This is a genomic window from Kitasatospora sp. MAA4 (assembly GCF_029893355.1).
Classification (GTDB): domain Bacteria; phylum Actinomycetota; class Actinomycetes; order Streptomycetales; family Streptomycetaceae; genus Kitasatospora.
The window spans coordinates 19,887-27,450 of the sequence record NZ_JARZAI010000050.1 but is presented as its reverse complement, the minus strand read 5'-3'; the positions used below and the strand labels follow the sequence as shown (position 1 = coordinate 27,450).

Genomic DNA, 7,564 nt, shown 5'->3' with positions numbered 1-7,564 from the left:
CGGCCAGACCGTCACCCTGAAGTTCACCGGCACCGAGGACTCCTCGCTGCAGACCAGCTTCGTGATCGACGACACCGCCATCACCACCTCCTGACACTCAACCAGTAACCCCTGGGGCCGCGGCGAAAGCCGCGGCCCCTCGGGCTGTGTCCGGAAAATCGCCTTTTCTCCCGACCAAAGCAGCTCGTGCAGGAAATACTGCCGAAACCTGATGACGACTCCGTAAAAAGTGCCGCCTTGTCATGTCCTGCATATAGACGCGCCCTTGGCGGAATGGTTGGGTAACTGGCGGCAGCACGCGCGCCGTTCACCCCCCCTCACAACGGGAGAACCCCCACCATGCGTATCCGCCCCTTCTCGTTCAGCGCCCGGGCCCTGGCGGTCCTGGGCCTCGCCGCCCTCGGCGCGACCTCCTTCGCGGGCGCCGGCACGGCCACCGCCGCCACCAGCGGTGCCCACCACGGGGTCAAGCCGATCCACCAGGGCATCCGGCCCATGGCGACATCGAGCAACACCCTGAAGGTCGGCTCCAGCGCCACCCAGGGCGTGGTCTCACCCACGCCGAAGGTCTACCTGGTCTTCTGGGGCTCGCAGTGGTCCTCCGACCCGGCCGGCGTCGCGCCCGACATGCAGAACATGTTCAAGGGCCTGTACGGCAGCCAGGACACCTGGGGCACCATCCTGTCGCAGTACTGCGAGGGCGTCGCCAAGGGCACCAGCAACTGCGGCACCAAGGGCACCCACGTCGTCCACCCGACCACCACCCCGCTGGTCGGCACCTGGTTCGACAACGCGGCCGCCGCGCCCTCCAACGCCACCGCCGCCCAGCTGGCCGCCGAGGCCGTCAGCGCCGCCAAGCACTTCGGCAACACCACCCAGGCCCCCAACCTGAACGCCCAGTACGTGATCGTCTCCGCCACCGGCACCCACCCGGACGGCTTCCCGAGCAGCGGGTTCTGCGCCTGGCACGACTACACCGCTTCGTCGTACGGCAACCTCGCCTACACCAACCTGCCGTACGTCCCGGACACCGGCGTGGACGGCTGCACCACGCTGACCGACGGCCGCGCGCTCTCCGGCATCGAGTCCACCGAGACCCACGAGTACGCCGAGACGGTGACCGACACCTGGCCCAGCATCGGCTGGAACGGCGGCGGCGGTGAGATCGGCGACGAGTGCGAGAACATGGACGCCTTCGTCAAGCTCAGCACCGGCAGCTTCGACCTCCAGGGCCTGTGGTCCAACAGCGCCGCCAAGTGCGTGACCCACGGCTGACGTTGATGCATTTCGCGGCGGCGCGGGAAGCCCGAGGGAACCCGCGCCGCCCGCCTCACCTCTAGAGCTCCAGGGAGTGCCATGAACAGCGCACCCGACCTCAACCCTGCACGGCGGCGGATCCTGGTCGTCGACGACGAACCCGACCTGGTCGAGGTGCTCTGCGCGGCAGTGGGCTACGAGGGCTGGGAGGCCCGCGCGGCGACGACCGGTCCGGACGCCGTCGCTGCGGCCGCGGCCTGGCGGCCGCACGCGGTGGTGCTGGACGTCATGCTGCCCGAGTTCGACGGCGTGGAGGTGCTGCGGCGCATCCAGTGCGAGCAGCCCGAGGTGCGGGTGCTCTTCCTCACCGCGCGCGACGCGGTGGAGGAGCGGATCGCGGGGCTGAGCGCCGGCGGCGACGACTACGTCACCAAGCCGTTCAGCCTGGGCGAGGTGATGGCCCGGCTGCACAGCCTGCTGCGCCGGGCCGAGCCCGCGGACGGCACCGCGGCCGGGCCGCAGGAGGGGACCCTGGTGGTGGGCGGCCTGGTGCTGGACGACCGGTCCCGCGAGGTCACCCGGGACGGCCGGCCGATCGAGCTGAGCCCCACCGAGTACGCGCTGCTGCGCTACCTGATGCAGCATCCGCGCCAGGTGCTGAGCAAGGCGGAGATCCTGAACGCCGTCTGGTCCTACGACTTCGGCGGCCAGGCGCACGTGGTCGAGCTCTACATCAGCTACCTGCGCAAGAAGGTCGACCACGGCTGCCCGCCGGTGATCCACACCGTGCGCGGCGCCGGCTACGTGCTCAAAGTGCCGCAGTGAAGCGCCCGTTGCCAAAGGTGGGCTGCCGACCGGTGCCCCGCACGCTGCGCTCGCGGCTGATCGCCGGCATGCTCACCATGCTGGTCCTCACCTGCGCCGGGGTGGGCCTGACCACCACCGACACGCTGCGCCACTTCCTGACCGTCCGCCTCGATCAGCAGCTCACCGACACCGGCGGCCGCTACGCCGCCAGCCTGGAGCGCCGCGGCAGCGAGGACCCGGCCGGCGAGCCGGACGAGAGCAGCGACACCCGGGCCCAGGCCCCGGGCACCTTCGGCGCCCGCCTCAAGGACGGCACGGTCACCAAGGCCGGCGTGGTGGACGGCGACGCGGACGACGCCGCGGTGGAGGCCGGCGACGTGGCCGCCGACACCGACGACCTGGTCCGCCTGACACCCCGTGACCAGCAGGCGCTGGCCGCGCTGGTGGTCGGCGGGCCGGCCGCCGACGTCGACCTCTCCTCGCTGCACCGCTACCGGATGCACGCGATCGCCGGTCATGACGGCGACGTGCTGGTCACCGGGCTGCCGCTGCGCCCGGTGGAGGACACCGTGCACCGGCTGGTCACGGTGGAGCTGCTGGTGTTCGGCGTGGCGCTGGCCGTCACCGGCGTCGCCGGGGCGCTCTGGATCCGCTGGTCGCTGCGCCCGCTGGGCCGCGTGGTCGCCACCGCCGAGGTGGTCAGCGCCCTGCCGCTGTCCAACGGCGCGGTGGCGCTCTCGGTGCGCGCCCCGGACGACGATCCGCGCACCGAGGTGGGCCGGGTCGGCAGCGCCCTCAACCGGATGCTCGGCCACCTGGAGGACGCGCTGGCGCAGCGGCAGGCGGTGGAGGAGCGGCTGCGCGCGTTCACCGCGGACGCCAGCCACGAACTGCGCACCCCGCTGGCCAGCGTCCGCGGGCACACCGAACTCGCGCTGCGCCACCGCGGCCCGGTCCCGGCGGCCGTCCGGCACTCGCTGACCCGCATCGACGCCGAGTCGCAGCGGATGGGCCTGCTGGTCGAGGACCTGCTGCTGCTCGCCCGGTTGGACGCGGGCCGACCGCTGGCGTTCACCGAGGTCGACCTGACCCGGATCGCGCTGGACTGCACCGCCGACGCCCGGGCGGCCGGACCCGAGCACCGGTGGTGCCTGGCGCTGCCCGAGCAGCCGGTCCTGGTCAGCGGCGACGCCGACCGGCTGCGCCAGGTGGTGGGCAACCTGCTGACCAACGCCCGCACCCACACCCCGCAGGGCACCGAGGTGACGCTGCGGCTGGCGGCCGTCCGCGCGGGGGCCGTACGGCTGACGGTCACCGACACCGGGCCCGGCATCGGCATCCAGCCGCCGGAACGGGCCTTCGAACGCTTTGTGCGCGGCGACCACGCCCGCTCCCGCAGCTCGGGCACCACCGGCCTGGGCCTGGCCATCGCGCACACCGTGGTCGAGGCGCACGGCGGCACCCTCACGGTGTCCAGCCGCCCAGGGCGCACGGCGTTCACCGTCCAGCTGCCCTGAGCGGCCGTACCCTACTTGCCGGTCAGCGGACCGGCAGGACCGCGGTGCCCTCCTTGCGCACGGCCTGGAGCTTGTTCGGGTTGAGGCCGAGCAGGGACAGGATGGTCGGGGCGATCTGGGTGGTGTGGACGGTCGCGCCGTCCCGCACCCGGTCGGGCGTGCCCGCGCCGGAGACCACCAGCGGCACGTCCAGGTCGTCGGCGTGCGCGCCGCCGTGCTCGGCGATCTTCTTGGTGCCGCCCGTGTAGACCACGCCCTCGCGGCTGATGCCGAAGAGGTCGGGGACCCGGGCGTCGCCGGGCGCGACCCCGAAGTAGCGGGCCGCGTCGGCGCCCGCGTACACCGTGCTCAGGCCGCTGGCGGTGAACGCCTTCGGCTTGGCGTTGATGTCGGTGCCGGTGCCGTTCTGGGCGAGCAGGTAGCTCTTGGCGAAGTCGGTCGCGGCCTTGGAGCGGTCCGAGAGCCAGATCAGCATGCCGTCGTCGTCCACCGCGTGCGCGACCAGGTCGGCGGCGTTCGGGTGGAGCTTCTTCCAGGCGGCGTTCAGGCCGTCCAGCAGCGGGCCGTCGTCGATGCGGGTGAGCGCGGACGGGTCGGTGGGGGACTGGCCGTGCTTGGCGGAGAGGATGACCGTGGTGCTGTCCTGGAGGTGCTTCTTGCGCAACTCGTCGGTCAGCGCGCCGATCTGGGCGTCGACGTAGTCCAGGTTCTTCTGCACCAGCGGGCCGGGGACGTTCGGCGTGCTGTAGCCGCCGGTCAGGCCCTCGGAGGCGGGCAGCTTCTGGGCGGTGGACACCGACTGGAAGTTGAGGCCGAAGATCGCGGGCGTGCCGACCTTCTGGGTGCGGCTGTGGTCGTAGCCGTCGATCTCGTTGAGGACGGCGTTCACCTTGTAGGTGTCGTACTGCTCGGTGGCCTTGTTGTCGGTGGTCCAGTCGTTGCCCGCCGGGTAGCCCAGCGCGTCGGAGTTGATCTCCGGGGTGAACAGGTCCTGGATGCCGGTGCCCGACGGCCCGTCCAGGATCTCGTACGCGGCGTGCTTGTCGGACCAGGCGGTGCGCAGCCCGGCCTGCCGGGCCACCTCGAAGATGGTGTTCACCTGGAGGTAGGAGTGCGGGTAGACCGGCTTGCAGGTGGTCGGGTCGACCGGCAGCGCGGCGGGGTTGAGCAGCGTGGTGGGGTTGCCGGTCATCGACAGGATGCTCGCCGGCAGGTTCGCCAGGCCCTGGCCGGCGTCGATGGACGCCTTGTTGTGGTCGAGGTCCTCGGTGAGGTCCACCTCCACGCCGGGCTTGACGCCCTTGCAGTCGGTGGTCCCGGCCGGGAGCAGCGCGGCGTTGTAGGTGTCGTCGTAGTAGATGCCGCTGGTGCCCGGGCCGCCGCCGGTGGCCTGGGCGACCATGCCGGGGAAGCTGTCGGAGGGCGTGGTGGTCTTCGCGCCGGTGTACTCGACGCCGCCGCGCACCAGGCGGGCCAGCGCCGACTGCGGGTGCTGGGTGATGTACCAGGCCAGGTCGGACTGGTGCATGCCGTCCACCGAGATCAGCAGGACGTGCTTGGCGGCGGCGTGCCCGGCCGCCGGAGCGGCGTAGGCGGGAGCGAGGCACGCCCCGCCGAGCAGTCCGGCCATCCCGAGGACGGCGGCTGGACGAAGGGAGCGACGGGTCACGGGGATCTCCAGGGAACTCACGTACACGGGCTGGGTTCTGTGCTCCGGTCATGAGTAGCGGGCCGGGGTGTACCGGAGGCAGCGGGAGCGTGAACTCCCCGCGGGTAGCCTTCCGGGATCCACGCGCGCACGGCCTGGCGGCGAACGGTCGGTGAACACTGGTGCAGACCTCTCGTGCCGAACCTGGTGCGGCGTCAGGATCTGCGCTGAACCGTGCGGTCGCCCAGCACGGGACGTCAACCGGAGGGACAGACATGCCTCGTCGCCGTATCGCGACAGCAGCCGCCCTGGCTGTGACCACACTGACCACACTGGCCGCGTTCACCGCCACCGCCGCCCCCGCCCTGGCTAACGGCCAGGGCGACGGCTGGGGGCACCACCAGCACGGCGTGCTCGGCTACACCGTCGGCACGCCCGTGGTCGACAAGGTCAAGGGCGGCCCCTGGACCCTCGCGCAGGGCGACCCGACGCAGGGTGCCACGATCACCGTCGGCGGGGTGACCTACCCCAACCTGGCCGTCGACCCGGCCGGCACCGGCGCGGTCCCGGCCGCCAGCGGCGTCACCGGCACCCCCGGCCCGCTCACCGGCTACTGCTCCAGCGGCGGCGCCACCCCCGAGACCGGCACGGTGGTCCGCCAGCCCAAGGGCACCACGCTGCCGATGCAGCCGTACTACTTCCCGTTCGTGACCAGCGACGACGGCGGCGACACGCTCTCGGGCCTGTTCGACTACCGCCCCAAGGACGGTGACGAGGCGGTGGTCGCCGCCACCTCCACCGACCACGGCAAGACCTGGAAGTACAACGGCGAGGCGCTGGAGCAGAACGCGGGCCTGTGCCCGAACGGCAACACCAACGACGACGGCCAGGGCCACGCCTTCGTGCTGAAGGTGCCGAACTACGCGGGCACCGGCCACTCCGGCCAGGTGCTCTACACGCTCTCCCGCCCCTCCGGCGACGCGCTCGGCACCAACCTGATCGTCCACCACCTGACCCCGAAGGACGGCAACCCGCTGGCCGGCCTGCCCGCCGCCGAGCCGGTGGGCCAGGGCGGCAGCACCACCGTGACGGCGCCCGTCAGCGTGCCGGCCGGACCGGGCGGCGCCGGGGTCAGCATCGCGGTGGGCAGCACCGCCAACTTCGAGCAGCCCGGGCACTTCACCGTCCACGGCGTCACGGTCGACTGCAACGACAACTCGGCCACCGCCACCGCCTTCACCGGCTGCACCACGCGCACGGCCGGCGGCGTCACCGTCGCCGCGGGCGACGCGGTCACCGCGGACGCGCTGATCCCGGCGACCGCGCAGCAGACCTCCGGCCTGATCGCGCCCGACGGCATCATCAGCACCCTCCCGCACTACCAGGGCGCGCCCAAGGGCAGCGTCGCGGTGCTGTACACCGAGAAGATCCTCAACTACTTCACCCCGACCACCACCACGGCCGCGGTCACCCTGCCCGCCGCCACCCTGCCGGTGGCGGACAGCTCGGCGCTCAAGCCCGCGAACGGCCCGGTCACCGTCAGCCTCGGCACGCCGGCCGGCATCGTCCAGGTCACCTGCACCGGCGCCGACGCCACCCACCTCACCGGCTGCACCGGCGGCACCGGCACGGTGGCCAAGGGCAGCAGCGTCGGCGCGCCCGGCGCGGCCGTCACCCCGTACACCCAGCTCGCGGCGATCGGCGAGGGCAAGAACAAGCCCAAGTCGCTGTACGGCAACAACGAGGACTACACCGTGGTCCGCGCCGCCTACACCACCGACGGCCTGCACTTCACCGACCTCGGCCAGGTCAGCGGCCTCGGCGACCCGGCCAGCACCAGCGCCTCGGTGCTGCGCTGGATCGGTTCGCGCGGCACCGTCATCACCAACCCCGACGGCAGCTACGGCCTCTTCCTGTCCGGCGCGTACGCCTCGGATGGCGACAGCGACGCCTTCAACCAGATCTTCTACTCCTCCTCCAAGGACGGGAAGAACTGGTCCGCCCCGCAGAAGCTGATCGGCACCGACTACACTTTCTCGGCGCTGGCCAAGCAGTCCGCGACCGGCGGGGCCCTGGACGTCTCCGGCTACTACTCGGGCCGCACCTACGACCCGACCGTCGTGCAGAACGACAACGGCAGCCTGACCATGCTCTTCGCCGGCTACTCCACCCCCAAGCCGCTGCCCGGCACCGGCGACACCTACGGCACGAACCCGGCCGCCCGGTACACCGTCCCGGCTGCCCAGCCGGCCGAGTACCGCACCATCCTCAGCGTCACCCTGCGCCCGCACTGGACGCGCTGACGCTGTGACTCGGCGCGGTGGGACGGGCAGCC

The 7,564-nt window shown here is 72.2% G+C and carries 5 protein-coding genes; 4 read left to right on the top strand and 1 reads right to left on the bottom strand.

All coding sequences use genetic code 11. From position 1 onward, the window contains the following. Positions 1–339: 339 nt before the first annotated feature. From P3T37_RS36260 to P3T37_RS36250, 3 genes are all read left to right on the top strand, one after another. A complete protein-coding gene (locus tag P3T37_RS36260; protein WP_280728234.1) occupies positions 340–1,275 on the top strand; it encodes a hypothetical protein in 936 nt (311 codons plus the stop codon). Positions 1,276–1,356: 81 nt separating this feature from the next. Next, positions 1,357–2,082 carry a response regulator transcription factor gene (locus tag P3T37_RS36255; RefSeq protein ID WP_280728233.1) on the top strand — a complete coding sequence of 242 codons (726 nt, stop codon included), beginning with the start codon at positions 1,357–1,359 and terminating at the stop codon, positions 2,080–2,082. A 68-nt stretch (positions 2,083–2,150) separates the two neighbouring features. Continuing rightward, positions 2,151–3,581 (top strand): HAMP domain-containing sensor histidine kinase, encoded by a 1,431-nt coding sequence (locus tag P3T37_RS36250; protein ID WP_280728236.1) that lies wholly within the window; start codon positions 2,151–2,153, stop codon positions 3,579–3,581. A 22-nt stretch (positions 3,582–3,603) separates the two neighbouring features. On the opposite strand, the gene P3T37_RS36245 is transcribed toward P3T37_RS36250, so the two are convergent. Continuing rightward, the gene (locus tag P3T37_RS36245; protein WP_280728232.1) at positions 3,604–5,250 is read right to left on the bottom strand and encodes an alkaline phosphatase family protein; all 1,647 of its coding nucleotides are present in this window, start codon (positions 5,248–5,250) and stop codon (positions 3,604–3,606) included. A 293-nt stretch (positions 5,251–5,543) separates the two neighbouring features. Between P3T37_RS36245 and P3T37_RS36240 the strand changes: the two genes are divergently transcribed. Next, positions 5,544–7,532 carry a hypothetical protein gene (locus P3T37_RS36240; protein ID WP_280728231.1) on the top strand — a complete coding sequence of 663 codons (1,989 nt, stop codon included), beginning with the start codon at positions 5,544–5,546 and terminating at the stop codon, positions 7,530–7,532. Positions 7,533–7,564 lie beyond the last annotated feature (32 nt).